At 58.7% G+C, this 26,737-nt stretch carries 20 protein-coding genes and 3 pseudogenes; 13 read left to right on the top strand and 10 right to left on the bottom strand.

What is annotated here, in order from left to right; genetic code table 11:
* Window positions 1-2: 2 nt before the first annotated feature.
* Window positions 3-953: a TRAP transporter substrate-binding protein gene (locus FHT29_RS25395; RefSeq protein WP_210255534.1), complete on the bottom strand. Its 951-nt coding sequence runs from the start codon at window positions 951-953 to the stop codon at window positions 3-5.
* A gap of 201 nt (window positions 954-1,154) precedes the next feature.
* Between FHT29_RS25395 and FHT29_RS25400 the strand changes: the two genes are divergently transcribed.
* From FHT29_RS25400 to FHT29_RS25410, 3 genes and pseudogenes are all read left to right on the top strand, one after another.
* Window positions 1,155-2,027: a LysR family transcriptional regulator gene (locus FHT29_RS25400; protein WP_047555620.1), complete on the top strand. Its 873-nt coding sequence runs from the start codon at window positions 1,155-1,157 to the stop codon at window positions 2,025-2,027.
* Window positions 2,028-3,537: 1,510 nt separating this feature from the next.
* Window positions 3,538-3,689 (top strand): annotated as a pseudogene (locus FHT29_RS25405) (IS6 family transposase); the annotation flags it as partial.
* 195 nt (window positions 3,690-3,884) lie between these two features.
* Window positions 3,885-4,244 carry a hypothetical protein gene (locus FHT29_RS25410; RefSeq protein ID WP_168600305.1) on the top strand — a complete coding sequence of 120 codons (360 nt, stop codon included), beginning with the start codon at window positions 3,885-3,887 and terminating at the stop codon, window positions 4,242-4,244.
* 89 nt (window positions 4,245-4,333) lie between these two features.
* Here the strand turns inward: FHT29_RS25410 and FHT29_RS25415 are convergent, their stop codons facing one another.
* Window positions 4,334-4,492, bottom strand: coding sequence for a hypothetical protein (locus FHT29_RS25415; protein ID WP_168600306.1), 159 nt, complete (start codon window positions 4,490-4,492; stop codon window positions 4,334-4,336).
* A 56-nt stretch (window positions 4,493-4,548) separates the two neighbouring features.
* On the opposite strand from FHT29_RS25415, the gene FHT29_RS25420 reads away from it, so the two are divergent.
* The 4 genes from FHT29_RS25420 (at window position 4,549) to FHT29_RS25435 (ending at window position 8,955) form a co-directional block, all read left to right on the top strand.
* Window positions 4,549-4,953 carry a hypothetical protein gene (locus FHT29_RS25420; protein ID WP_037191211.1) on the top strand — a complete coding sequence of 135 codons (405 nt, stop codon included), beginning with the start codon at window positions 4,549-4,551 and terminating at the stop codon, window positions 4,951-4,953.
* Window positions 4,954-5,141: 188 nt separating this feature from the next.
* A complete protein-coding gene (gene phbB, locus FHT29_RS25425; RefSeq protein WP_037191213.1) occupies window positions 5,142-5,864 on the top strand; it encodes an acetoacetyl-CoA reductase in 723 nt (240 codons plus the stop codon).
* Window positions 5,865-6,080: 216 nt separating this feature from the next.
* Window positions 6,081-7,820 (top strand): alpha/beta fold hydrolase, encoded by a 1,740-nt coding sequence (locus tag FHT29_RS25430; protein ID WP_246703116.1) that lies wholly within the window; start codon window positions 6,081-6,083, stop codon window positions 7,818-7,820.
* 343 nt (window positions 7,821-8,163) lie between these two features.
* Complete coding sequence (locus FHT29_RS25435; protein ID WP_168600308.1) at window positions 8,164-8,955, top strand: SDR family NAD(P)-dependent oxidoreductase; 792 nt, start codon at window positions 8,164-8,166, stop codon at window positions 8,953-8,955.
* Between the two features lie 429 nt (window positions 8,956-9,384).
* Here FHT29_RS25435 and FHT29_RS25440 read toward each other — a convergent pair whose 3' ends face one another.
* Window positions 9,385-10,005 (bottom strand): GAF domain-containing protein, encoded by a 621-nt coding sequence (locus tag FHT29_RS25440; protein ID WP_113134399.1) that lies wholly within the window; start codon window positions 10,003-10,005, stop codon window positions 9,385-9,387.
* Window positions 10,006-10,512: 507 nt separating this feature from the next.
* Here FHT29_RS25440 and FHT29_RS25445 point away from each other — a divergent pair.
* From FHT29_RS25445 to FHT29_RS25460, 5 genes and pseudogenes are all read left to right on the top strand, one after another.
* Window positions 10,513-11,769, top strand: a complete 1,257-nt coding sequence (locus tag FHT29_RS25445) for an efflux RND transporter periplasmic adaptor subunit (RefSeq protein ID WP_246703108.1) — start codon at window positions 10,513-10,515, stop codon at window positions 11,767-11,769.
* A gap of 13 nt (window positions 11,770-11,782) precedes the next feature.
* Window positions 11,783-12,262, top strand: a pseudogene (locus tag FHT29_RS34650) (ATP-binding cassette domain-containing protein); the annotation flags it as partial.
* A gap of 192 nt (window positions 12,263-12,454) precedes the next feature.
* Window positions 12,455-13,876, top strand: a complete 1,422-nt coding sequence (locus FHT29_RS25450) for an ABC transporter permease (RefSeq protein ID WP_246703117.1) — start codon at window positions 12,455-12,457, stop codon at window positions 13,874-13,876.
* 171 nt (window positions 13,877-14,047) lie between these two features.
* On the top strand, window positions 14,048-14,407 hold the full coding sequence (locus FHT29_RS25455) for an SPW repeat protein (protein WP_168600310.1): 360 nt from the start codon (window positions 14,048-14,050) through the stop codon (window positions 14,405-14,407).
* Window positions 14,325-14,897 carry an MFS transporter gene (locus tag FHT29_RS25460; RefSeq protein WP_246703109.1) on the top strand — a complete coding sequence of 191 codons (573 nt, stop codon included), beginning with the start codon at window positions 14,325-14,327 and terminating at the stop codon, window positions 14,895-14,897. The genes FHT29_RS25455 and FHT29_RS25460 overlap by 83 nt, the downstream gene beginning before the upstream one ends.
* Here FHT29_RS25460 and FHT29_RS25465 read toward each other — a convergent pair.
* From FHT29_RS25465 to FHT29_RS25475, 3 genes are all read right to left on the bottom strand, one after another.
* The gene (locus FHT29_RS25465) at window positions 14,894-15,553 is read right to left on the bottom strand and encodes a 4'-phosphopantetheinyl transferase superfamily protein (protein ID WP_168600312.1); all 660 of its coding nucleotides are present in this window, start codon (window positions 15,551-15,553) and stop codon (window positions 14,894-14,896) included. The genes FHT29_RS25460 and FHT29_RS25465 overlap by 4 nt on opposite strands.
* The gene (locus FHT29_RS25470) at window positions 15,550-15,987 is read right to left on the bottom strand and encodes a GNAT family N-acetyltransferase (protein WP_168600364.1); all 438 of its coding nucleotides are present in this window, start codon (window positions 15,985-15,987) and stop codon (window positions 15,550-15,552) included. The genes FHT29_RS25465 and FHT29_RS25470 overlap by 4 nt, the downstream gene beginning before the upstream one ends.
* 128 nt (window positions 15,988-16,115) lie before the next feature.
* Window positions 16,116-20,255: a Pls/PosA family non-ribosomal peptide synthetase gene (locus tag FHT29_RS25475; RefSeq protein WP_168600313.1), complete on the bottom strand. Its 4,140-nt coding sequence runs from the start codon at window positions 20,253-20,255 to the stop codon at window positions 16,116-16,118.
* A gap of 1,001 nt (window positions 20,256-21,256) precedes the next feature.
* Here FHT29_RS25475 and FHT29_RS34655 point away from each other — a divergent pair.
* A pseudogene (locus FHT29_RS34655) lies at window positions 21,257-21,484 on the top strand (nucleotidyltransferase domain-containing protein); the annotation flags it as partial.
* A gap of 4 nt (window positions 21,485-21,488) precedes the next feature.
* Here the strand turns inward: FHT29_RS34655 and FHT29_RS25480 are convergent.
* The 4 genes from FHT29_RS25480 to FHT29_RS25495 form a co-directional block, all read right to left on the bottom strand.
* A complete protein-coding gene (locus FHT29_RS25480; RefSeq protein ID WP_168600314.1) occupies window positions 21,489-23,243 on the bottom strand; it encodes an ABC transporter ATP-binding protein/permease in 1,755 nt (584 codons plus the stop codon).
* Window positions 23,244-23,327: 84 nt separating this feature from the next.
* Window positions 23,328-24,005 carry an MFS transporter gene (locus tag FHT29_RS25485; protein ID WP_168600315.1) on the bottom strand — a complete coding sequence of 226 codons (678 nt, stop codon included), beginning with the start codon at window positions 24,003-24,005 and terminating at the stop codon, window positions 23,328-23,330.
* A 9-nt stretch (window positions 24,006-24,014) separates the two neighbouring features.
* Window positions 24,015-24,431 (bottom strand): EF-hand domain-containing protein, encoded by a 417-nt coding sequence (locus FHT29_RS25490; RefSeq protein ID WP_168600316.1) that lies wholly within the window; start codon window positions 24,429-24,431, stop codon window positions 24,015-24,017.
* A 98-nt stretch (window positions 24,432-24,529) separates the two neighbouring features.
* Window positions 24,530-26,731: a copper-translocating P-type ATPase gene (locus FHT29_RS25495; protein WP_168600365.1), complete on the bottom strand. Its 2,202-nt coding sequence runs from the start codon at window positions 26,729-26,731 to the stop codon at window positions 24,530-24,532.
* Window positions 26,732-26,737: the final 6 nt, after the last annotated feature.

Raw genomic sequence — 26,737 nt, forward strand, 5'->3', positions numbered from 1 at the left:
CCTCAGTTCGAGGCCGCGGACTTTTCGACCGCGGAAACGAGATCGGCGCCCCATTCTTTAGCGAACTGGGCATAAACCGGCTTGACCATCTCGGCGAATGGAGCTGTGTCGACCTTCGTTACCGTCACGCCTTTGGATTCGAGAGATGCCTGGGTGTCGGCGTAAGCTTTGTCGAGTTCGCTGCGATACCAGGCAACTGTGTCCGTCGCCGACTTTCTTAAGGCCACCTGCTCCTCAGGTGTCAGAGCGTCAAACCGGTCCTTGTTCATGAACCACCAGTTCGCGGTCCAGATATAGTTGGATATGGTCAGATGCTTTGCGACTTCATACCACTTGGAATCGTAGTAATCGCGCATCTCGGGCTCCACCGCGGCAACGACGTGCGACTGCAGGGCGGTGTAGACCTGACCGAAGGGAATGGACTCGGCAAGAGCACCGAACTGCTTCATGGTTGCGAGAATGACCGGGTTCGGGGGAGTGCGGATCTTGACGCCCGAGAGGTCTGCGGGCTTTTCGATGGCTTTGCTGGTGGCAAACTGGCGGAAGCCTGAATCCAGTGCGCCGAGCATGAGATAGCCGCGTTTTTCACCGAAATGCTGCACTGCCTGCCCCTGTTCGCTATCCAGGAACTTGTGCACATTCGCGGCGTCCTTGAAGAGGAACGGCAGCGAGAGCACGTTGAGACGCGGATCGATCGCGTCGATCGATCCACCCAGGCCGATGTCGATCGCGCCGGCGCCGACGCCGTCCGCGATCGGGCCTTCGTCGCCAAGCTGGCCGTTCGGGAAGATCTGGATCACGACTGATCCCTTGCTCTCCTCCTTCACCTCCGCCGCAAATTTTTCAACCGCCTTGTTGATCAGGCTGTCCGGCGACGATGCATGCGCGAGCCGCAATGTAGTTTCCGCTGCGGCCGGAAAGGCAAAGGCGCATGAAAGTACAGCGCCAGACAGGAGTGCCGAGATGAGCGTGGCATGGAATTTGTGTTTCACGTTGTTCCCCTTTTTCTTAGGATTGGTAAGCACGGGATGAAACCATAATCGCGCCAGCCGGAGGCGAAAGCAGAGATTTCTTATTGATCCATAAGCGTCACTGATCTTTCACAAAGGCTGCATCAGGCGTATAGAAACGCTATCAAACTGGTGCGATAGATCATGAGAAACCTCGATAGCGATGCCTTGGCTGCGTTTCTTGCCGTAGCGGAAACCGGGAGCTTCACTGCCGCAGCCGAGAGGCTTGGCCGCACGCAGGCTGCCGTCAGCATGGCCGTCGCGAAATGGGAGGAGCGGCTCGATCTGCGCCTCTTTGAGCGCGCGCATCGACGTGTTTCACTAACCCCGACGGGACAGCGGCTCTTAGGCTATGCGCGCAGGATCCGCGCGATCGAGGACGAGGCGCTCGCGATGCTCCTCGAAGGACGAAACGAAAGCCGGGTTCGGCTCGGCATGCCGGACGACTACCTCACGCTTTTCGGCACAGCCCTTTTGGATCGTTTCGTGCCTCGCCATCCGAATGTCAGCCTCGATCTTCGGCACGATTTTTCGCATCGGCTGGAACAGATGGTGGAATCGCGCGACCTAGATGTCGCGATCGTGACGCAGAGCGTTTCCGAGCCCAAGGGGGAGATCATTCGCGAGGAGCGCCAGGTCTGGTGTTGCGGCCCAAACCGGTCGCCGGAGACGGCCACCAATCTTCACCTTGCACTTTTTCCCGATGGCTGCCGCGCGCGACCCCAGATACTTGCGGCATTGGACCAGCAGGCCCGAAACTGGCGTATCGTTTACTCCTCGTCGGACATCGCAGGCATTCGCTTGGCAGTTGCTTCGGGAGATGTTCTGACAGTGCTGCCGGAAAGCGCGGTTCCGGTCGATTGGCGCCGCCTCGGCGAAGGAGACGGCCTGCCCACACTCCCTCTGCTGCGCCTTGCCATGATTCTGCCGATGCAACCGCGTCTTCCTGTTCGCCAGCTTGCATCATTCCTAAGGTCGGAATTTCAACTCACTGCTGAACGGCTCCAGGCATCTTAGGCTGGCAGCCCCGAAGTGACGGCGTGATCGGCTGTCCTGCTTCCATTAAGAGCGTTATTTTGGATTTTTCGCCGGAAAGCGCGTCGTTCGATAGGAATGAACGTAACGGTGGGCACAGACGAAAGGTGGTCGTCTGTGCTAGCGTGATGCATTACAAGTACAATTGCGGTAATTGGCCAATCGCATGGTGTGGTCTGCAGGGTCGAAGACGATGGTTGTCTGAGGAAGGTCGTCGCGACACTAGAGATTATCCAATGGGCCAAATAGCTCGCCCAGCCTGATTGCGACATTTTTCAGCGCCCTGGCAATGATCGTCGACATGCCAACAGCTCAAGTGAACTGCTGCACAAATTCCTCGACCGGAACGACGGCCGGCTGTCGCAGAGAGCACGCACGAAGGAGTTCGCTGCATTGGACGACGTCGAGGTCGAACGGATCGAGGCGCTCTATGCCGACGCATTCGAGCGAGGCCGGGCCTGACCACCGCTTTTGCGTCTTTGTCCCCCAACCAAAAGAGATCTAGTTGCCCCATCCTCTGCTTTAAAGCAGTCCGCCATACGACAACGATGTTCGCTACATATGTCCCCATGCCGCGCGAGCTTGTTTGCAGTCGAGCCTACGATGGCGGCAATTGCGGCTTCTTGATCCGGATTCCATAGCCATCGGCGTCTTCCAGAATGAATTCTATACCAGCATCTTCGATGCACCTGCCTTATGCCGTCCAGAGTGCCATTTCGTAATTGGTCTCCTCGTTCCAACCGACTTATTGTCTGGGTTGAAACATTTGCTGCCTGCGCAAGTTTCGACCCTCACATCACGACGAAAAATCCCGATCGTCGACAGAAAGCCTCGATCTCACGCTCGAAGCGATCAATCGCATCGCAGGCCCACGGCTCGTATGATCCAGCAACGGCGCGAGTATCGAGCCGGCTGCGCAATCTGATCATTTCCATGTGCCACCAGCTTAAAAATCCCATCGCATTGCTTTCGAACCAAGACCGGACCCTGCGACTTCATATCAGCGCTAACCTCTCCCGTTGTCCATCTATAAGAACTTCGAAATTTAGCGGACATAGTCGGTGTTGCAAAATTGCCAACCTCGGGGGTTGAACATGCATTGCTGTACAGGACGGGGACGACCGAAGTCATCGATTCGACTCGGGACGTTTCCATCATGCAGTCCCAAGCGATTTTCATCAGACCAGAGGACGAAGGCGCTGACATTGCAAGATGTCGCGCAAGGACGCCATTCGCGAAACGACCGCCACGATTGAAGTCAAAGAAAAGCCCCACCGGAGTGAGGCTAAATTGATGCTGCTCCGGGAAATATTAGAGCTGCGACGCGTGTTTAATGCAGATGAGCGAAAGCCGGAAGATCACATTCTTTCGAACCGGTACGCTTGCGGAAAGTTTCACCCGCCGGAACCTGGGGCACCTGCGTCTGCTCTCTCGCAAACCGCACGGCAACGTTGGCTGGAGCATAGGCTCTTCCATTTCAGGAAGCTCGTCGATGTTCAATGGCCGTCACTTCGACCGATCTGTAATCCTGCTGTGCGCACGTTGGTGTCTGGCTTACAATCTTAGCCTGCGTGATCTGGAAGAGATGATGGCCGAGCGCGGATTCACGTCGACCACTCCACGGTTCATCGCTGGATCGTCCGCCGATCCATGGTTATTGCGCTCATCTCCGCGAGAGACAACTTTCCACCGATGTGAGCTGCCGGAAATCCGCTGTCCGATATCGTGCGACCGTGGTTCCGGCTTCCGATGACACTGAAGATCGGTTCTTGACTTCGATCAAAGTGGCTTCCTTCTCGGCGCGGTAGGCTTCTGCGTGTTCAATGGAGAAAACGTGTCATGCAGAAACAAGTTCTAAAGTCTGCTTTCGAGCTTCCGATGGCGTCATTCCTGGCCTTGAGCGATGACAACAACCCGACTGGGTCCGCATTGAAGATACCGACAACGATAGCGAAAGCATTGCTTCGCTATCAGGTCGAAGGCTTATCATTCCTTCAGCACCGTTTTCAGCGCGACATCAAGCTGATGGACGACGTCATAGCTGCGGAAAAAACCAATGATACCCTGGATGTCATCGGCGACTATTGGCGCGATGCGGTTTCGGACTATGCGAAAGAAATCAGCAAAACCCTGGCGATCAACGCGCGATTTGCGTCCGATACCGCCGGCATCGTGCGAGAAGAGGCCAAAAACGCTTAACACTGCAACCGTGAGCGCGGTCACGCGCCAGGGAGTGCCCTCGCCTCCTTAACCATCGGTGATTCCGCAATCTTCTTGCCCGCTGATGGCTAGAAGATAGCAGCGGGATGCCAATGGAAAGTACCCGACGTTTGGTCGATCACGAAATTGGCGGGCGGCACGCTCAACTCAGCATCCACCGATGGCTCCGAGATTGTCGCGCTTTTCGAGGCCGGTTTTGCGCCCACGCCGGTTTTCTTGATTTCCAAAATTTCTATCTCAAAGAAGGAACGTTCGCATGTCACGCTTGTCAACTATTTGTCTGATGACCATCGCACTTCTGGCGTCACCGGCTGTCAGCTTCGCTCAAGAAGCCCCATCGGCTACGATTGCATTCTCCGGTGGCAGTGTCGCCGCTGGCGTTGGATATACCTGGGGCAACGGAACTCTGTTGTTCAAAGGCAAGCCCTATCCCTTCACCGTTTCGGGACTGAGTGTTGTTGACATCGGCATTGATCGCATTGATGGCGCCGGAACAGTCTACAATCTGAAGAATCCCGCCGACGCCGCGGGCACTTATTTCGCCGCTGGCGCCGGCGCGACGATCGCCGGCGGTGGCTCGGTGGCGGTGCTCGAAAACCAAAACGGGGTCATCGTCCATTTTCATTCAAAAACGTCGGGCCTGAAGCTCAACCTTGCCGCAAGCGGCATTGTTGTAACGCTGAAATAAACAACCTCCTGGATTGCATTTTCTCGCGCCACGCACGCAAGGAAGCTGGATGAAACCGGTGCTCGTGGTCGGATTCCAATGGTGTCTGACCCGCAGCCGGATTGATGCTGGTCCAGAACAAACGAGCAAAGGTGACGTGAGCGCTTGATATTTGCGGCCCGGCTGGTTCAACAAGATTAGAGGCATCCATGAATCGTATCGCACTTGTCACGGGGGGAGTCACAGGAATAGGTGCCGCCACAAGCCTGGCGCTGAAGGCGGCCGGCTATCGGGTTTGTGTCAACTATCTCGGCAATGAAGCAGGGGCCGAGGCCTTCGGTCGGTCAAACGGAATTCCGACATTCGCCTGGGATGTCGCCGATTTCGATGCCTGCGCACACGGCGTTGCTGAGGTTGCCGCCAAGCTGGGTCCGGTCGAGATACTCGTCAACAATGCGGGAATTACGCGAGATTCCATGCTGCACAAGATGACTAAGGAGCAATGGCGTTCTGTCATCGATATCGATCTGGGTGGATGCTTCAACATGTGCCGAGCCGTGATCGAGAGCATGCGCGAGCGAAATTTTGGACGTATTGTGAACATCAGTTCGGTCAACGGCCTCATGGGCCAGGCGGGGCAGACCAATTACGCAGCGGCCAAAGCAGGAATGATCGGCTTCACCAAAGCACTGGCGCTTGAGAGTGCCCCGCGCGGTATCACGGTCAACGCGATTGCACCGGGTTACACGAAGACCGACATGGTCGCGACCGTGCGACCCGATATCCTGAAGATGATCGTCGATGCGGTTCCAGCCAGACGGCTGGCTCTACCCGAGGAAATCGCGCGCGGCGCCATTTTTCTCGTGTCGGACAAAGCCGGCTTCATTACCGGCGAAACACTGTCGATCAACGGCGGTAGATATATGTCGTAGCTTAACGCGGGAAATCTCATCTCCCAGGATTGCCCGATTACTCGCCCCTTTCCGGGAGGTAACAGACTCAGATTCGGAAAGCTGCCCCACACTTTGCGACGAAACCGCGTGAGAACGAAGGAAGATGGTTCATTCGCCGCGAAAGGAAATGTTGCTATGAACACACTCCCAATGAAAGCCACGGAAGCTCAGTTCCTCGCGCCGTCGGAACCCGACATGAGTAATCCGTTCCTGGGTGAAAGCTTCCGAACAATCGATCTTATGACAAGTGCGTCGATCGCCCGCGCGACATTTGGGTTTTCACCAACCGCTTTCTGGCTCGCCTTCGCCGATTGGGGGGCGCATCTCGCCGCGGCGCCGGGTAAGCGAACGGAACTCGCCGTAAAGGCGGACCAGAAGTCGATGCGTCTCCTCACTCACATGCTACAGTCCATCCTAGATCCCGACACACCCTGGTGCATTGAGCCACTCCCGGGCGACGAGCGTTTTCAGGATGAAGCCTGGCAGCGTTGGCCCCATCGCTTCTGGGCGCAGGCGTTCCTTTTGACCCAGCAATGGTGGCACAACGCCACGCACGATGTCACGGGCGTCTCCCAGCATCATGAGGACGTCGTGTCGTTTGCGATACGGCAATGGCTCGACATGGCATCGCCGGCCAATATGCTATGGGCCAATCCCGAAACGATCCAGCGCACAATGGAGACCGGCGGTCTAAATCTATTGTTTGGCGCCCGAAACTTGGCCGAAGATTGCCACCGCCTCCTGACGGGACAGCCTCCAGTCGGGACGGAAGATTTCGTGGTCGGGCGGAACGTCGCGGTGACACCTGGAAAAATCGTCTTCCGCAATCATCTGATCGAATTAATACAATATGCACCAGCGACAAACGCCGTTCAAGCCGAGCCAGTACTCATCGTGCCGGCCTGGATCATGAAATATTACATCCTCGATCTTTCGCCGGCCAACTCCCTGATCCGCTTCCTCGTGGAACGCGGCCACACCGTTTTTTGCATTTCCTGGCGCAATGTGACGGCGGAAGATCGCGATCTCTCGCTCGATGATTATCGCAGGTTCGGGGTGATGGCGGCACTCGACGCAGTCGCGGTTATCGTCCCGGATCGTAAGATTCATGCAGCCGGCTACTGTTTGGGCGGAACGATACTGACCTTAGCGGCAGCCGCCATGGCGCAGGACGGCGACCATCGTCTTGCCTCGGTGACGCTCTTTGCCGCACAGACCGACTTCACCGAGCCGGGTGAATTGCAACTTTTCATCGACGACAGTCAAATCGCCTTTATAGAGGCCATGATGTGGCAGCATGGCACACTCGAGGCCTCGCAAATGTCTAGCGCTTTCCAGATGCTCCGGTCCAACGACCTGATCTGGTCCCGCATGATCCACGAATATCTGATGGGTGAACGCGAGCCGCTGAACGATCTGATGGCGTGGAATGCCGACGCCACCCGCATGCCCTACCAAATGCAGTCCGACTATCTGCGCAACCTTTTTCTTCATAATGACCTTGCTTCCGGCCGCTATATGGTTGACGGCCAACCTGCCGTCATCCAGAACATTCGTGTTCCAATCTTCGCCGTGGGCACGGAACGTGACCATGTCGCCCCTTGGCGCTCGGTCCATAAGATCCACTATCTCACCGATACCGACGTAACCTTCGTTTTGACCAGCGGTGGTCACAACGCGGGTATTGTCAGTGAGCCAGGCCATCGCGGCCGGCATTTCCGAATGCTGGAGAAAAAGCCAGACGACCCCTGCCTTAGCGCGGATGAATGGTACTCGGTTGCGCCGGTTTGCGACGGATCTTGGTGGCCTGCCTGGGAGGCGTGGCTGTCGGCGCAGACAAATAGCGAACCCGTCGCGCCGCCCACCATGGGCGCTCCGATCAACGGCTACCCTCCGCTTTGCGATGCGCCTGGTAGCTACGTGATGCAGCGATGATCCGGCCCATGACCGATTTCCTCCCATATAACCGTTACGAACACGTCATCGCCAGGGGCCGGGCCGCGCCTGCCATGCCGCTGCCACGCGAGCAGTCGAACTTGCAGCGCAAGGAGGTCGATGCGCGGATGAAAGGTCGTCTACACAGCAGTGAACTCCGATGATGCGCTGGCAGTCGCGTCTCGCGAGCCCTGTGGATCGACTATCGTTACCAAGGAAGGCAAACTGGTCTACCAACCGGATCTGCCGTAGGGTGGCAAAGCTCAATGCGACGCCGCCTCCTCTCGGGTAACGCGCTTTTCATGCTCAATCGATCTGTTGTGTCTCTCATCGGAGAATTCTCATGAACCTCGAACTCAACGGTAAACTGGCTCTCGTTACGGGCAGCACCGCCGGCATCGGTCATGCAATCGCGGCAACTCTTGTTCGCGAGGGCGCCCATGTCATCGTTAATGGACGAACCCAAGATGCCGTCGATCGCACGGTCGCGGAACTTGTCGCAATTGGAAGCGGTCGCGTTGACGGATTTGCCGGCGATCTCGGAACTGACGCAGCCGCCGATGCGATTACGAAACTCTTTCCAAATGTCGAGATCCTGATCAACAATCTCGGCATCTTCGAACCCAAGCCGTTCGAAGAGATCCCGGATGCTGACTGGCGGCATTTCTTCGATGTCAACGTGCTTTCAGGCGTTCGTCTCGCCCGTCTTTATCTGCCCGCGATGCGCCAGCGTAACTGGGGCCGCATCATCTTTATATCGAGCGAAAGCGGCGTACATATTCCCGCCGAGATGGTGCACTACGGCGTGACCAAGGCGGCCCAGATCGCAGCGGCGCGCGGTATCGCCGAATCGGTTGCCGGCACCGCGATCACGGTCAACAGCGTGTTGCCAGGTCCAACGAAGTCGCGCGGCGTCATCGATTTTGTCGCCGCGTTGCCCGGATCAGAAGGGAAGACTTTCGCGCAATTCGAGACCGAGTTCTTCGAGAAAATCCGACCAACTTCACTGATCAAACGCTTCACGACGCCTGAGGAAATCGCAACCATGGTTGCCTATGTGGCAAGCCCGCTATCCTCGGCCACCAATGGCGCGGCACTGCGGGTCGATGGCGGCGTTGTGAAGAGCGCGTTCTGATTGTCACGGGAGAGAACGCCGTCCACTCGCGTAAATTCGGGGGGCGGCAACAATGCTGTTCCTGAGGTTAATTAAAAGACGGCACGATCATCTTTGCCGATCGACGTCCGGGTGAGCAGAGGCTCCGGCCGGCACATGTCGACGGTTTCCCGCCCCTTGCATCCGAAGCCTTGACTCTATCCGCGCCATGCCTGCGTGACTATAAACGCAGGTGAGGCTCTTGTTGGGATTTGAACCGGCGATCACTCCGTTGCCTCAGAAGAACAAACTGCGGATGAGCAGCGCTGAGTGCGTTCAATTTCTAGGAATCCTTCAGAAAATAGCAGTCGCACTACCAGAACCGATCTCCAAAAACAGCCATTTTGGCCACGTCAGCAAACAACTATTTGTCGCTCTCATCGGCGTCGGAAACTAATGCCGATTCGCAACCTATGTTCGTCCCATGTCAGCGAACAAGCGTCTAAACTGTTCAGAACTGACGGAATTCATTTCCCTTTCCTCGCTCGAAAAGGAACGTGGACTAGCATAGTGCGTGGAAAACGCGCCAATGAACTTTCCGGAATGGCCGAATATCGGTGTTGTCTGGATCGCTCGAATACCGATCCTGCGAGTCCAGTCTCTTAAAGAAGCAAACCCATCGGCACTCTCGATATCTTCAACGAAGACGGATGCTTGTAAAATGCGAGCGGCATCGCAGGTCGTCGCCTCTCCGTTCCGCACCCTTGCAAACTGTTCGACGGAAGAGCGATCAAAATTGTGGTGGGCAATAAGGCAGAGATGAGCCGTGTCGATATCCAACAGCTGCAAACTTCCAAAGTTGGCGCCCCGGGCCATGACAACGCGATCGAGACATCTTTCGGCGTTAGCCCCGACGGAATCCGAAATACCGAGATGCGGACAGGTTTGTGACCAAATATTCTCCAGCCAGTATAATTCATTGCGCGCTTGAGCGAGCAGTTGCTCAAACATCGAGCGCTCATGATCGTCCAAGCCTTCGCTAAGCAGGCGCTCGAAGCGCTCGATATTCTGCCGAACGATGAAGCGTCGCATCCGCCCCTCACATAGTCTTTGCAGAAGGCTAAATTAGCTTAACCTCCAAATCTTCGCATGTACAGCTGAGAACAGCTTTTGATTTCGGAATCATTGGAGGGATTTCTACTTTTGCTTGTTTCAGCAAGAGGAATGTAAATACCAAAATCTAGCGCTTATGCGTCTGGATATCGTCATAGTGATCGATCGATGGCTGGATGGCCGTATCAATCGATATCGGATACGCCATCGCTTCCGGATTGGCCGACCGGAGGCTCTCACGCCACATAATCGTGGCCCGCCTGCGCGGAGTTACTGCGGCGCAGCGGAGCACAGCCATTCTGGCACAGCCTTCGTAACCGGGGATACCCAGCCGGCGTGCCGTAGATGCATCGCTCTTGGAGATGAGATCGATCTCACGACGTTTTGGAGGCGATAGCCGCCACGTCCACTCTATGACCTTTGCGCCAGATCAATGTCCAGACTGTCTCGCGATGGCAGAGTTGGAGCACAGAAGGAGTATGGCGCATGGATGGCTCAATCGAAGCGCGACCGCTACTGCGTGAGGTATCCGCGCCGGCGACAACGCCGAAGGCGCGGAAACGCCGGGTGCTTTGGCCTTGGTTGCTGGCAAGCATGACGGTCGTGTCGGCGTTTGCGTTCATCGTTGTCTGGCAGCGCATTGGAAAACCTATAACGCAGTCCTTCGAGATCGCCCTCGTGACGAAAGGTGACGTGGTACGGCAGGTGACAGCAACCGGAACAGTCAATCCGGAACTCACCATCATCGTCGGCAGCTATGTATCCGGCCCGATCACGGAGATCCGCTGCGACTACAATACCGTGGTCAAGGCGGGACAGGTGTGTGCGACTATCGACCCACGCCCCTACCAGACCACCGTCAATCAGGACTCTGCAAATCTGTCGGTCGCCAATGCTCAGATGAGCAAAGATAAGGCCAATTTGGATTATGCGCAATTGAACTATAAAAGGAGCCGCCGTCTCATAGAGCCTCAAGCAGTCTCTCAGGACACCGTCGATATCGCCAAAAACCTTGCCGAGCAGGCCGAAGCGCAGGTGGCCCTTGACCAGGCGGTAGTCGAGCAGCGCAAAGCCGAGCTTGCCGCCGCGCAGATCAATCTCGACTATACGAACATACGCTCACCCGTTAATGGCGTCGTAGTTTCCCGCAATGTGAGCCAGGGCCAAACTGTGGCCGCGAGCTTCCAGACCCCCACACTTTTCCTCATCGCCACCGATCTAACCAGAATGCAGGTGGATACCAACATCAGCGAAAGCGATATCGGGGCTATCCGAGAGGGCGAGCCGGTCACTTTCAGTGTCGATGCCTTTCCGGCACGGGCCTTTGAAGGTAAAGTCAAACAAGTTCGGCAATCGCCGCAAACCGTTCAAAATATCGTCACTTTCGATGCGGTCGTCGGCGTCGACAACGCGGATCTTGCCCTGAAACCGGGTATGACCGCGTCGCTGAGCATTGTTACCGATCATCAGACGAGCGTCCTTCGCGTTCCCAACCAGGCTCTGCGGTTCCAGCCAAGAGAGGGCTCGATTCCGTCCACAACACCCTACCCCGCAGATATGAAGGCGGCACATGTATGGGTGCAGCGCAGCGGTGTGCTGACCCTGGTGCCCGTAAGAACAGGTATAAGCGACCAGTCCTTCACCGCGATCGAGGCGGGCGACCTGTCCGTCGGTGACAAGGTCATCATAGGACAAAGTACATCATCGAATTCGTCGGCTCTCTCCCGCCTCCTCAGATTGTAAAGGCGGTTCTGCCATGACATTTCAGGAAACTCAGCCCGTTATAGAATTGAAGGATGTCACAAGAACTTTTGTGGTCGGCGGCACGGAGGTCAAGGCGATCCGCGGGGTCAATATCAAGGTCGAGCGGGGCGAATTCATTGCGATCGTAGGGTCGTCAGGTTCAGGAAAATCCACATTGATATCGATTCTCGGCTGTCTCGATCGCCCAAGCAGCGGTAGCTATCTTTTTGAGGGCGTCGATGTCGCGAAACTTACAGAACCGGCTCTCGCCGCTATTCGAAGCGAACGACTCGGTTTCGTCTTTCAGAGCTTCAACCTGTTGCCGCGTACGAGTGCTCTCGAAAATGTTCGCCTGCCGCTCTACTATGCCAAAGCTGGCACGGTCGACGGTGCCGGTGCGGTAGAACACGCGCGCGCTTCGCTTGCTCGCTTGGGGCTTGGAGATCGCGAACGCAACACGCCCGGTCAGCTATCCGGCGGCCAACAGCAGCGAGTCGCCATAGCGCGCGCTTTGATCAACTCTCCTCATCTGCTTCTGGCGGACGAACCAACGGGAAACCTCGACACGAAGACCTCGCATGAGATCATGGAAGTCCTTGTCGCTCTCAATCGCCACCAAGGCGTAACCATAGTGCTGATCACGCACGAAGCGGACATCGCCGCCTATGCCGATCGTATCGTAACCATGCGCGACGGCCAGATCGTTGCGGATGAACGAAAGATCGAACGCAACCGGGCCAATGTGTCTCTAGTGCCGAGCGCCGACAATGATGGCAGAGTGCGATCGGAATCCAGTGGTGGCCTCGCCTTCGGGCTTATGGCGCTCGGTGCAGCCGGGCAGGCTATCCGTCGCAACAAGATGCGATCGATACTGACGATGCTGGGCGTCTTCATCGGTGTGGCGGCGCTTATCGTGATGGTGGCAGTTGGACAAGGTGCAAACAACGCCGTTGCGAGACAAATCGAAAGCCTTGGAACGAACGTCGTGGTGGTTCTGCCAGGAGCGCTCACAAGCGGTGGCGCGCGGATAGGATATGGCAGCGCAAGCACGCTGACCGTTGCGGATGCCAGGGCGATCGGGGAGGATACAGCTGTCGCGAATATCGGCTATCTCATCCGCCAGCAGGGCCAGGCCGAATATGGCAGCAAAAATTGGACAACGAATATTCAGGGGGTCAGCGAAGCCTATCCGGCCATCACCAATTGGCATATCGCCGCCGGCGCGCCGATAAGCGGCGAAGACGAACGCAATGGCGATCTGGTCGCCGTCATCGGTCAGACGGTTTATCGTCAGCTGTTCGCTACGACCGAAAATCCGATCGGAGCGATGATCAGAATTCGGAATGTTCCGATGCGAGTCGTTGGCCTGCTGGCGGGCAAAGGCCAGTCGGCAATGGGACAAGATCAAGACGATGTTGTCATGATCCCGTTTACGACCGCCGAACGACGCGTACTGGGTGTTGCAGCACCGAGCCAGGTGCAAACGCCCAACAACTGGGTCTATTTGCCGGCACCGAATCCCTACAATCTGCAACCCCGCCTGACGGGATTTGCCAATATGCTGTTCGTTCAGGCAAAGAGCGCCGACCAGGTACCCGAGGCGGTCAAAGACATTAACGATATTCTGACGCGACGCCACAACATCAAGGCGACCCAAAACAAGGATTTCGATGTCCGTAACCTCAGCCAATTCGCGGAGGCGGCTAAAAGCAGCAGCCGGATTATGGCCCTCCTGCTTGCGGTCGTCGCATCGATCTCTCTTCTTGTCGGCGGAATTGGCATTATGAATATTCTGCTGGTATCGGTGACGGAACGAACTCGGGAGATTGGTCTGCGCATGGCGATCGGTGCCCGGCGCCTACATGTTCTATTGCAGTTTCTGGCCGAAGCGATCTTTCTCAGCGTCAGTGGCGGCATTGCCGGAATTGTCATGGGCATTGCTGTTTCCCTGGTGATTTCACAGGTCTTCAACTGGCCGGCGCCACTTTCGGTGGCCGCAATGACAGGAGGTTTTCTGTTCTCGGCAATGGTCGGAGTCTTCTTTGGTTACTATCCGGCCCATAAGGCAGCCAATCTCGATCCCATCGAGGCGCTCCGGTACGAATGAGCGTGTTGCGAGCAGGGGGCATCGTTCGTCACGCTATCTCGCAGCTTATGGCATCTGTTCCGTACGCAGCCGGCTTATCGCTGAAGCAGACATCGATTGGATTTGACCAAACGCAATGATTGGCTCCTGAAGACACGATAAGTTTTATTTGTTGCGTGAAGGAGAAGCGATATGAAACAGCGTCGCTGGCAGGACCATATTGTGTTCATCATTGGCATGTGGCTAATTGCCTCGCCATGGGTATTCGGGAGCTACGGCCCCGATTCCTTTCCCATTGGCGCGCCCGCTTGGAATTTTCTTGTCTGCGGCCTCGTCGTCGCAGCTCTGGGAGGAGCGGCCTACGCGTCATACCATCTTTGGGAGGATCGAGCCGATATCCTGCTCGGCGGCTGGCTTATCGTCTCCCCCTGGGCTCTTCGATATACTGAGAATCCCCTCTTTACATGGAATGCTCTTATCTCCGGCCTGCTGCTCATCATACTTGCGGCATGGGTGTTGCTCAGCAGACACTCCCCAACTCCATTACCATAATCTCGCATTTCTGATCCTCGAAACGCGAGCCGCAGGTGCCTCGATCGAGGATACGATTCTCATCTATTCGGGGTTCGATCTCGTCGCTGCTCTGGTCTCCTATCCCAAGGGCTTTTTGTCTGATCGGATCAGCCGCCGTGATGTTCTACTCGCGGCGTTCGCCGTGTTCTTTGTCGCTTATGCGGGGTTTGCGCTCACGGTCAATGTCGTCATCGTGGCCGTACTGTTCGTCTGCTATGGCGCCTATCAGGGTACCTTCCGTGCCGCTGGAAAGGCGCTCGCTTCTAGCCACGCACCCCGGGAACTGCGTGCCGGCGGCATCGGTTGGTACAATTCCCTGGTTGGGCTCACTCAACTCATTGCCAGCGTCATCGCCGGTCTGCTTTGGGATCACCTGGGCCATAAGGCCGTGTTCGTCTATGGAGCAGTTTTCGCAGTGGTCGGCATCGTTGCGCTGCTGATACTTGTACCCGCAGAATGCCGGAACTAATTGCCGCAAATAAACGCCACAACGACCACGCGTGGAGCAACACAGTATAAGAGCTTGACCCGGTGGCCTGTCGCCGTCATTGCGAGGCCTGCGTTGAGGTCCACGGCGATATCCTCATAGCCCAATATCTCACGATCAAGCGGATACACCGCCTTATAGACTGCCTCCTTGGCTGAAAAGAGAATACGACCGGTAAGGTCTTGATTTAGTGCTTCTGTCGTATCCGCAGGGGTTGTAACTAGCGCGAAAATGTCGTGTGGGAGGGGCTGGGCGGGCTCGACATCGATACCGAGAGAGCCGATGTGGGAAACAGGCGCCACCGCCGCTACGGCCATTTCGTTGTCGTGAGCCAACGAACCCGTCATCCCGTCGGGCCAGACCGGCGCGCCTGATGACGTACGCAGGACAGCGAAGTCGTTTAAGCCAATGTCCCACAGCAGACCGTGTGCGATCCACCGGGCCGCGCCGCTGGCCCGCCGGATGGCCGGGTGGCGTGCCGGGATGGCCCGTGCTTCCTCCGGCAGCAAGTGGGCCTCATCCTCGTCGCGTATCTTCCGGCATCCAATCCGAACGCCTTTCGGTGCAATGGTAGCCATCGCCTCCAAAAGTGCTATTTCCTCGGGCAGGGTCGGCGGAGCGTAGGGCGGGCGTGTCATGGATTGTCCGCCCGTGCAGGTAGGACCAGGTCGGCGATCATTTCCCCGTCCTCGTCGAGTCCCTCTTCAACGAAGCCGGCAGCGCGATAGAGGTGTCGCGCGCTTTTATTCTCAGGGTCATAGCAGATCGAAACGTGCCTGATGTGGCCGAGCCTCCCGATTTCCGCCAGCACTTCGCGCAACGCGGCCTTGCCGTAACCTCTACCCTGGTAGACGCGGTCGATCATGAAGCGGTAGATTCGCGCCTCGTAATCGTCCGCCGGCGCCTCGTACATCAGAAACCCGACAATACGATCCCCCAACATGATAGCGCGCGGCTGCGCGTCCACATCGTCATCGGCTTCTTCCAGAGAGTCCGAATTGCTCGCGACGAAATCCACCTGCTCTTGAGCAAGCTCCAAGGACGTCACCAACGCCCGGTTTGCCTCGGTCATCGGAGCGAGACGGATTTCCGCCGTCTGCGCGGATTGATCAGTCAAGGCGTTACCTCCTGGGCAATCTTCAAGATGCAGCTGCCTCCACTGCGTCCTCGGGCTCGACACACGGGATGGCAACGGGATATTCAGGCGGATTTCCTGGCGCCGTCCCTTAGAACCGGCGTCACGAAGCGGCTCAGCTTCGCCGGGTTGCCGCGCCAGATGGAGTTAGGCTCCAGCACTTCCCCCTTCATCACGAAGGAGTCGACGTCGACCACCGACCCGTCGCCCATCACAACGCCATAGTGGACAAAGGCAGCAGGTCCAAGCGTGCAGCCCTTGCCGACCCGTATGAAATCGGACTTGAACACGCCCTCTTCCAGCGAATGGGCCTGAATGACGCATCCTTCGTTCAGGGTGGCATCGTCGCCGATCTCCACCAGGGAACGCTCAGTCAGATTGCTGCCGCCGTCATAGACGCGCCGTCCAACCTTCACGCCGAGCATGCGCAGGATCATGGGTCGGAACGGCGTGCCGCTGAACAGGCCGGTGATCGGCGAGTCCGACAGCTTCCAATGAAGTTCATGGTGCCAGAATGTGACATCATAGATCGTCGTCATCTGCGGCTTCAGCTTGCCAAAGCCCAGGCTGGCGCGCTCCACAAAAATGTAAAATGGTATGGTGATCGCCGATGTCAGGACCACAGCGGCGAAGAGCGCGATCTCGGCCCATTCTGTGTAGTAGTTAAGCGCCCGATCCCAGATCGCCAGCGTGGCGAACAACATGACCCACTGCGTTGCCAGGAAGAGGACCGCCGTCATGGTGTTATAGAGATTCTTGCGCTTCAGGCGGCTGCGTCGGGCATCTTCGTCGACGCCGGCGATAAGCTCCTTGTCGCGGTTCACCATGCGCGGAATTTCGAAGGACGGCGAGCCCAGCAGGCCAACATTCTCCCGGATCGGCCCGTCGATAGGAACCATCACCTTGGTGCCGAGCAAGCAGTTTTCACCTGTCCGCCCATCCGGCGGATAGTAGATATTGTTGCCCAGATAGTTGCGCTCGCCGATCCTGGTGTGATCCAACCTGAATGCGGTGGCGGACTTGTGCATGTTGATCATGAAAAGCCCGTCCGACACCATGGTGTCGGTGCCGATCTCGCACAGAAGCGGGTTGTCGTGCTGCTGATTCGTTCCGAAATTGGAACCTGTCTGGGTCACCTTGTTAAGCTTCCAGCCGATGCTGCGCATATAATGCACAATCGCCGAGCTATCGCCGAATATCAGGTTGAGGATACGAGAGTTGCTGGAAAGCTCGATCGTGGCTTGCAGCCAGTGGTGAAAGCCGTAGAGAGAATAAGTACGACCCGGCTTTAAGAAGAACCTGAAGAGACGTGGCAGCAATGTCGCAGCAAGCAGGGACACAGCGATGTAACCGAACAGCGTGACCGTGGTGCCGATCGCGACAATGCCGATGGTCTCCTGATAGTCGTCGCTCACATTTTCCCAATAGCTGTGGAAGAGAAGTGGCAGAGGCGTCACGACCGTAAATAGGGCAACGAGCTGAGCCGCTTCGTAAAGGATGCGCCGGGCCTTGGAAAGGCTGACATTGCGAACCTTGCAGTAGTCCGCCGTTGTCGGCACCGCCGGCGATCCATGCCAGTGCTCACCATCCGGAATGCTCTGTCCGCGCTGGAGCGACGAAGAGTGGCCGAGCTGGGCGCCATCGCCGATCCGGGTATCGATATCGAGTGTGCTACCGACACCCACGAAGGCATCGCGGCCAATGGTCAGCCGACCCGTGTGAATATAGCCGGACTGCGCCCGATAGCCGAGTATCATCGATTCTTTGCGCAGAATCGTGTTGTCGCCGATCGATATAAGATCGGTGCAGACCGGCACGGATCGGCATTCGATAACGGTATTCCGTCCGAGCTTGGCACCCAGAAGCCGCAGATAGAGACTGTAGAGCGGGCTGCCGCGGAAGAGCACCACGGGTGCGGTCCGGATCATGGTCTGAACTACCCAGAAACGATAGTAGCGCAGGCCCCAGATGGGGAACGCTTCTGGCTTCCAGCGGCCGACCAGCAGCCACTTCGCGATGATCGCGGCCCCCGACATACCGAAGAAAACACCGCCGGACAGCAGCGCGCAGCGCAGATAGAGCGACAGCGGCTCATCGAGCTTGTCATATACCCAGTTAAGACCGTAGTTGAAAAGCAGCAGTCCAAAATAGCTGTAGAGGCCATAAAATAGGAGTTGTGCTGCTCCACAGGTCCAGTAGGCAAGATTGGATGCCCGGTGGGTTAGACATGGCTCATTGATGGCCGTCGTCCTCTCCTCCGGGATACGGAGGTGCTGTGCGAGAAGCGCCACAGTCGGGTGCAGGTAGATGTCCCGAATGGACGCCGTCGCCCATTCCTTTCGGGTGCGCACGCGGGCGCAAAAGCGAGCCATGAGCAGGGAGTTGGCACCGAGATCGTCGAAAAAATGGTCTTCCACAGAGACATCATCAAACTTCAGAACGTTCGAAAGCGTCTCCGCCAGGAAGCGTTCATCGTCATTGCGGGGCGGCACCACCGTTCGTTCTGCCGCGAGCCGAACGCCTGTCGGCTTCGGGAGCTGACGAAGATCCGCCTTGTTCGAGACCGTCATCGGGATCGCGGGCAATTCCTCCAGATAAGAAGGCACCATGTAGTCCGGCAGGCGTTGTTTCAGCGCGCGCGCAATATCGGCACGCGAGATCGGTGGCAGGCCGGTCTTCGATGCGTAATAGGCAACGAGTTCCATACGGCCGGGCTCGATCTCCCAGGTCGTGACAACAGCCTGCGCGATCGCGGGCTGGTCCAGAAGCACCGCCTCGATCTCTCCGAGCTCGATGCGGTATCCGCGGATTTTCACCTGGGTGTCGATGCGACCCTGATATTCGATCTCGCCGTCGTCGTTGATCCGGCCGAGATCCCCCGTCCGGTAAATGCGCTTCGACGGATTGTTCGGCAGGCCGATAAAATCTGCAATAAACTTCTGTTCGGTCAGATCCGGCCTATTGAGGTAGCCTGCCGCCAGTCCGATGCCGGCAATGCCGATTTCACCTGACTCACCTGGCTCGGCAAGTTCCGATACCAAAGGATCGAGAATGACGATGGAGTAAGTGGGCAGTGGTGCACCGATGGTCACCGACCTCTCAGGCACCAGCACACCCATCGTTGCGGTCACCGTGGCCTCGGTCGGGCCATATGTGTTGAGAATTTGCCGCCCCCGCTTCGTCCAGCGCATGACGAGATTATGAGGACAAGCCTCGCCGCCGACCAGCAGCAATCGGAGGCCAGGCACGTCACTTTCTATGGAGGATAATAATGTCGGGCTACAGGCCATGCAAGTAACGTCATTCATCCGCAGGAAATCAGCGAGCTCCTCGCCCACCAGAGTAAGCTGACCCGGCGCTGGCACGATTGTGGCGCCAGCGGCAAATGGCACCCAAATCTCTTCGGCAGAAAAGTCAAAGGCGATGGTCATGCCCTGATAGACGCGATCACCCGGCCGGTACCCATAGGCTGCGGCAGCGACCCGCACAAAGTTGCAAATGCTTTGGTGCTTTATGACCACGCCCTTAGGCTTGCCTGTCGTACCGGATGTATAGAGAATGTAGCAGGTGTCGTCGGATGCAGAAGGCACAGCGTTCGGTTGCAGCGGTGCATCGGACCTAGCCGTGATTTCGGCGTCGGCGGCATCGATCAGGACGAGGGGAACGGAGAGTTGTTTGGCGCGAGAGGAATAGGCGTCGATGGTGACGACCAGCTCCACATCGGCGTCTTCGATGATGAGCGCCATCCGCTCTTCGGGAAAAGCAGCAGCGAGAGGAACGAACGCCGCCCCTGCCCTCATGACACCGAGCAGCGCAATATAGGTCTCGGCGGATCGATCGACAAGCAAACCCACCCGCTGGCCCGGCCGCACGCCCTTGTCCATGAGGAGGCGGGCAAACTGATTCGCGCGTTTGTTTATCTCTTGATATGTCCAGGCGCGTCCATCGGAGATCACGGCCGGCAACGAACCAAACCTCTCGGCAAGCTGCTCGAAGACGATATCGAGCCGCTCATCGGGCCGTCCTTCCTCGGAAAAGTCGGCACCCGTCAGAATCTGAGAGCGTGCGATCGTTCTGAGATCAGGGTGGATTTTTACAAGCGTATCAGTGCTTCCGAAACGAGCCTTTGTTCCGGGTTGGTTACTTGAATTGGTCACCGCGCCCCCGGCGAGTTCGGTACCATCAACACCTTGATCCATTTTCATACTCTCTAGTCAAAAGCCTAGCATCGCCGGGCGCTTGTATCACACGAGGCGTCGTGCCACTTCTCCAGCAAGCACTACCCGCTGCAGGCTGCAATCCGCAGTTGCAACTAACCTCTGTTTCGTGGAAGCCTCCATAGAAGAAAAGTCTGCAATTCAAAACCGCAATTTCTGGCAATACCGTCTTTCGCTTGTCTGAAGCGGTCCTCACTCCAGGAATTCGCGGCCTCGCGGCAGAATCGTGTCCAGCAATAGCCGTTTCTGCGACCTCGACAAAAGCTCGCGACAAAGCCCGGCCATCTCCTTGTCCGTAAACTCACTCTCGATGACAGTTGCTGGACCACTTTTGAGATTGACCGGAAAACGGCCTTTCGCGAACAGATTAGAGACCCCAAGTTGGGACTATGTTGTAAATCTGAAATCTCGCGTGCAATAGATCAAATTGCCCGAGGCTGCGCTAGAAGGGCGGCACGACATCCCCTGGGATAGGCTTCGCATATTCCTCATCATCATCTTGCTCCCGATTTCGATCTTAAAGATCATGCAAGGGCTGTCAGATCATTGATGCGTATCAATGATCTGATCGGAGGGTGGCCGATATCCGCCCCGACGAGGCACGTAGCATTGATCAACGCACATCGCACGCCGTGAGAGTCTGTGAGCAAGCCGGGTTAAGCTGGCGCGACCACCGCATCGGGTTTTCCGGTTGTGCGCAGTTCTGGCGAACTGCGAAACCGATCGGAATCACTGTCACAACGAACCTCGTGCTAAACCTGCGTTGGAGAGGTGATCACGTTCATTGTGGCGGCTTGAGCGGAGAATATGGTGCGGGTAGCCTGGAAACATGAGCAAGATGAATCTCGCTTGACCGCCATGACCGCCCGAGTGCGATGGTCGGTCCTGTGGTGAACTAAGTCTTTCATTTGATAAAGTGGATCAACCCCGCCGGGCACGAGCGGGGTTTTCTTTTGCACTCGCTCTGATCGTTAACTTTGGAGTGAGACGTGGATCAACGACATCGGGCTGAATGGGCACTTGACGTCGCGAGCGACCGCCTAGCAAACCGCTTTACGGAGGCAAGTTTCGCCTTTGCGTCAGGATCAATTATGCGTGGCGAAGGCAATGATTACTCCGACATTGATCTCATGGTCGTATTCCCGAACCTACCGAGAGCATGGAGAGAGTCGTTCGACATGGAGGGTTTTCCTGTCGAAGCTTTCGTTCAAGATCCCCCGATCACGACGGCGCCGGGCTTGCTTCGGCACGCGGCTGTGCATTCAGATGAAGTATTCTGGAATAGAAGCCGTACTGGGCGTCGTTGCTGGAGATGCTGACGACGGCGGTCTTCGACAGTTCGTCGTCGAAGATCGAGAACAGCATCTTGCGATCGTCCTCGTTCAGATGGCACAGGGCCTCGTCGCTGACGACCCAAGCGGGCCCGTGGACCAGGAGCCGGGCGAAGGCCAGATGCTGCTGCTCGTCGACCGTCAATTCGTTGTCCCAGCGGGCCACGCGGTCGAGCGACGGGATCAGGTGGCGGAGGTCCGTGCGTTCCAGCGCGCGCGAGAAGGCCGCCTCCTGGAAGGTGGAAGGTTTGCAGGGGTAGGACAGCACCTCGCGCAATGAACCGTTCGGGACATACGGCCGCTGCGGAAGGAAGATGGTATCCGCTTTCGGCGGCAGGCGCAGCCGCCCGGTTCCCCAGGGCCAAAGCCCGGCCAACGCGCGAAACAGCATGCTCTTGCCTGTGCCCGGCTTGCCGATGACGAGGACACGTTCGCCCGGCAGAACGGCGACGTGCGGCTCGTCGATGGAGACTGCCCGGTCCGCAACGTGCACAGTCAGGTCGTCGAGGGCCAGCACCGGCTCGCCCTCGAGAATGGCGATGCGGCTTTGCGACGGCGCGGCCTGGTCCATGGCGAGAAGCGCCTGGCGCAGGTCCATGACGCGTTGGAGCGTGGCCCGCCAGTCGGCAATGTTGCCGGCGTTGTCGACATACCATCGCAGTGCCTGCTGGACCTGGTTGAAGGCACCGACGACAACCATCAACTCGCCGAATGTGAGCTGCCCGCCAAAATATCCCGGAGCTGCGGCGACGATCGGGGCCACGGTCGCGAACCACCCGTATCCTGCTGTGACGCCCGTCAGCCTCGTGGCAACGTTGGCAATCCGCCGCATGAGCCCGATCACGCCGTCGAATTCGCGTTCGAGCCGCGCCTGCTCGCCCTCCTCGCCTCCAGAGAGTGCGATGCCGTCACTGGCTTCGTTCGCTTGCATGAGGCCGAAGCGGAATTCGGCCTCTCGAGCGTACCGTGCCGCGTTGAGCTCGATCAGAGGACGGCCCAGACGCCAGCTCAGCGACGAGCCGGACGCCGCGTAGATCAACGCGACCCAGACCATGAATCCTGGGATCTGAAAGCTGCGGCCGTCGAATTCGAACACGAAGCCGCGGGAGAGCAGCCACAGCACTCCGACAAAGCTAAATAGCAGCAACGTGGACTGGAAGAATCCGATCGCCAGCGACACGGTAAGCTCGGTCAGCCGTCTCGCGTCCTCCTGGACACGCTGGTCGGGATTGCTGCCGACCGGCCCTGCGCCGGCGAGAAGAAATGCCCTCCGGGGTGCGAACCACTGGACAAGGAGATCGCGGGTGACGCAGTCGCGCAAGGCGATCTTCGTCCATAGGTCGAGCCATGTCTGTGCGATGTTCAGGAAGATGAGGACGATGGCGACGATGGTGAACACGACGAGCTGCCGGAGGAACGAGGCCAGATCCTTGTTCTTCACAGCGTCGAAGAACGGTTCGTACCAGGCGTTCAGCCGAAGCTGGCCGATCGTCGTCGCGGCGATGACGACGGCTAGGCCGAGCACGAGCAGAAGGAGCTTGTAACGGCCCGGCGATCCGCTAACGGCGTCCCCATAGGTGCGGAGCTGTCGAGCCGTTCCGGCTGTGCTCGCAGCCGAAGAGAAAAAGGATTGGTCCTGTGACATGGCGCCTCGATTTGAGATCCGGAAATGCTGGCATCGATTCCTGGCAGGCGGAGAAGAGGGGAAACCTTCTTGGAAGAACGCCTCTCACGAGCGGCGTCCTTCTTCGGCGGCCGTTCTGGACGTTCCGGTGGATGCCGGAGCGTCCGGCCCCTCCCGCTCGGGTTGCTTCAGGAGGCGCGGGAGGCCGATGCTTGCGGCGAGAACGACGATCGCTGTCAGCGTGAAGGATGCGTTCGGCACGAGGACGACGCCGAAGAGCAGTCCTCCTGCGGCCGACCCGGCCGCCTGGCCGAGACTTGCCGACGCGGTCTGCCAGCCCAGGTCGGCGCCCTGTCGTTCGTCGCGCTCATCTCTGACGAGGGCGTAGGCGGCCGGCGCGATCGAGGCAGCGAACGCGCCATTCAGGAAACGCCCGAGATAGAGGGAGGACAGGTTGCCGGCCATGGCGAACAGCATCAAGGTCAAAGCGAAGCCGACCAGTCCGGCGACGATCGCGGGACGCCGCCCGTATCGGTCCGAGAAGTGCCCCCACAGCGGTGCAAACAGGAACAGCGCGAGGGTGTAGGTTCCAGTCAGGACGCCGGTATGCTGCGCCAGGATTGCCGGATCCGACGTCCCGGCAATCCTGGCAATCGTGGACGGAAGGATCGGCAGCAGGAATCCGTAGACGAGGGCGATGGCGATGGCGAACATAGCCAGCAGCAAGGCGGCCAGCGACCGTGGTGGCAGCGGACGAAGGGAATTGCTATCGGTCCTTGTCATCTCCGGAACCTACTGCCGCATGAACGCCTGCATCTCGTCAGGCGTGACCTTGCCGTCCTTGTTCGCGTCCACAGCGTCGAAGATACGCTTGTGGATGGCCGTCACCTCCTCGAAGGACAGCGCGCCGTCCCCGTCCGTGTCGGCGATCGCGAACATGATCTTCATCATGTGTCCGCGCATGCCCATCATCGGCATGCCGGGCTGCATCATGCCCGGTTCCATCATCGCACCCTGCATCAGGTCGACGCCGGGCCTGCCATTCTGGCCTTGCCCCGTCATGTCGTCGGTCCCGGCCGGCGGGGCCGCCTCCGCGTTCGCGGGATGATGCGGATCGGTTCCGGCCTCCTGTGCGAGAGCCAGGCCTGCGCTGCCGATGGCGATCAAGGCGGCCAGACCTGTCGCGTATGGCAATCTTCTCGTAATCATGTCGTTTCTCCTTTCGGTTGGTGTCCATTCCTCCGCCCCGTGCATTCCGCACGAGCCGGTACCCGATTGTCGTGTCCGGCGACCGCGCCGCCGGACACCTAGTCGACCGCCGCGCGCCGAAGCCGCAGCGAGTTGCCGATGACGCTCACAGAGGACAGCGCCATTGCGGCGGCCGCGATGATCGGCGAGAGCAACAGCCCGAAGGCCGGATAGAGCACGCCCGCCGCAATGGGGATGCCCGCGGCGTTGTAGACGAAGGCGAGGAACAGGTTCTGGCGGATGTTGCTCATCGTCGCATGGCTGAGCTTGCGGGCTCTCGCGATGCCCTGCAGGTCGCCCTTCAGCAGCGTGACGCCGGCGCTTTCGATCGCTACGTCCGTTCCCGTGCCCATGGCGATGCCGACGTCGGCGGCGGCAAGCGCCGGAGCATCGTTGACCCCGTCTCCGGCCATGGCGACGACGCGACCTTCGCTCCGAAGCCTGGCGACCACCTTGCCCTTGTCCTCCGGCAGGATCTCCGCTTCCACCTCGTCAATGCCGAGCCTGCGCGCCACGGCCTCAGCCGTCGTCCTGTTGTCGCCGGTCAGCATCACGACGCGGATGTTCTCCTCCTTCAGCGAGCGCAGCGCCGCGGCCGTCGTCGCCTTGATCGGATCCGCGATGGCGACAAGACCGCCCACCTTGCCGTCGACGGCGACGTAGATCACCGTCGCGCCCTCGCCGCGAAGCGCCTCGGACTCGGCCACGAGAGCCGAGAGGTCGACGCCTGCTTCCGCCATGATCCGATGGCTGCCGATCACGAGCTTCCTGTCGTTGACCGTTCCGGTGACACCCTTGCCGACAGGACTGTCGAACTCGCGGGCCTCGCCGAGGACAATTCCCCTCTCCTGAGCTGCTGCGACGATGGCGGCAGCCAGAGGATGTTCGCTGGCCCTTTCGAGCGTGGCTGCCAGCCTGAGAAGTTCGGCCTCGTCGAATCCGCCGACGGCCTTCAGTGCGGTGACCTTCGGCCGGCCTTCCGTCAGCGTGCCGGTCTTGTCGATGACCAGTGTGTCGATCTTCTCGAAGTGTTCCAGCGCCTCGGCGTTCTTGATGAGGACGCCCATCCGGGCGCCCCGTCCGACGCCGACCATGATCGACATCGGCGTCGCCAGCCCGAGGGCGCAGGGGCAGGCGATGATCAGCACGGCGACGGCGGCGACGAGGCCATGGGCGAAGCGGGGCTCGGGTCCCCAGATTCCCCAGACGACGAAGGCGATGATCGCGATGAGGATCACCACGGGAACGAACCAGCCGGAGACCCGATCGGCCAGGCGCTGGATCGGCGCCCGGGAACGCTGGGCGTCCGCGACCATGCGCACGATCTGCGCCAGCATGGTATCGCGCCCGACCTTGCCGGCCGTCATGACGAAGCCGCCGCTCTGGTTGAGCGTGCCTCCGATCAGCTTGGCGCCGACTTCCTTGGTGACCGGCATGGATTCGCCGGTAATCATGGATTCATCGATGGAGCTGCGTCCCTCGACCAGTTCGCCGTCGACGGGCACCTTCTCACCCGGCCGGACGCGCAGGCGGTCCCCGACAACGACGACGTCCAGCCCGACGTCTTCGTCCGAACCGTCCTCCCGGATGCGGCGCGCCGTCTTCGGCGCGAGGTCGAGCAACGCCCGGATAGCGCCGCCCGTCTGCTCCCGCGCCCTTAGTTCCAGAATCTGTCCCAGCAGCACGAGGACGGCGATGACGGAGGCCGCCTCGAAGTAGATGGCGACGGAACCGTCGGCGGCCCGAAAGGTGTCCGGAAAGATGTCAGGCGCCGCCGTGGCGACGACACTGTAGACCCAGGCGACGCCCGTTCCCATCGCGATTAGAGTGAACATGTTGAGGCTTCGGTTGACGAGCGAAGCCCAGGCCCGCTCGAAGAACGGCCATCCCGCCCACAGCACCACCGGCGTCGCCAGCACGAGCTGGACCCAGTTGGAGACCTGTGCGCCGAGCAGCATGTGCAGGTTGGTGAGATGCCCACCCATCTCCAGCGCGAGGACGGGCATCGTCAGGACCAGGCCGATCCAGAACCGCCGGGTCATGTCGACGAGCTCGGCGCTCGGCCCCGTCGCCGCAGTCGCGACCTCCGGCTCCAGCGTCATGCCGCAGATCGGGCAGGTACCGGGACCGAGCTGCCTAATCTGGGGATGCATCGGGCAGGTATAGATCACGCCCTCCTGACCCGCCGGCCCGACGCTCACCTGGGCGTCGGGTTTCTTCTCATGGTGGTGGCGGTGACCGTGGTCATGGCCTTCGTGCATGTGATG

Source organism: Rhizobium sp. SG741 (genome assembly GCF_012275435.1).
GTDB classification, from domain to species: Bacteria; Pseudomonadota; Alphaproteobacteria; order Rhizobiales; family Rhizobiaceae; genus Rhizobium; species Rhizobium lusitanum.